Source organism: Streptomyces sp. DH12 (assembly GCF_020873895.1).
Classification (GTDB): Bacteria; Actinomycetota; Actinomycetes; order Streptomycetales; family Streptomycetaceae; genus Streptomyces.
The window spans coordinates 1-475 of sequence record NZ_JAHWGT010000878.1 but is presented as its reverse complement, the minus strand read 5'-3'; the positions used below and the strand labels follow the sequence as shown (position 1 = coordinate 475).

1 protein-coding gene and 1 pseudogene are annotated in these 475 nt (G+C 75.4%); one reads left to right on the top strand and one right to left on the bottom strand.

Annotated features, from left to right (window positions below; all coding sequences use genetic code 11):
* Positions 1-137: pyrroline-5-carboxylate reductase dimerization domain-containing protein (locus LPA54_RS37570; RefSeq protein ID WP_306806624.1), on the top strand; the 137-nt coding region annotated here is incomplete at its 5' end.
* 22 nt (positions 138-159) lie between these two features.
* Here the strand turns inward: LPA54_RS37570 and LPA54_RS37565 are convergent.
* Positions 160-475, bottom strand: a pseudogene (locus tag LPA54_RS37565) (tryptophan--tRNA ligase); the annotation flags it as partial.

Sequence of the window (475 nt, the reverse complement as noted above, 5' to 3'; positions counted from 1 at the left end):
ATGTCACGTCCCCCGCCGGCACCACCATCAACGCCATCCGCGAACTGGAGAACCACGGCGTCCGCGCGGCCCTCATCGCCGCCCTGGAGGCCGCCCGCGACCGCAGCCGCGAGCTCGCCTCCGGCAACAACGGCTGACCCCGCAGGCCGCGGCCGGTCGTCACCGCGCCGCGGCCACCACCTCCTCGGCCGGCAGCAGGCCGATCGCGCGGTAGGCGGCGTCCACCGTCGGCCGCGCCATGCCCCGCGCCCGCTCGGCCCCCTCCCGCAGCACGCCCTCCAGATAACCCGGATCCGCGCACAGCTCCTGGTGCCGCTCCCGCAACGGCCGCAGCACCTCGATCACCGCGTCCGCCGTGTCTCTCTTCAGCGCGCCGTACCCGTCGTAGGAACCCGCCAGCTCCTCGGGGTCACCGCCGGTGCAGGCCGCCAGCATCTCCAGCAGATTGGCGAGCCCCGGCCGCGACTCCCGGTCG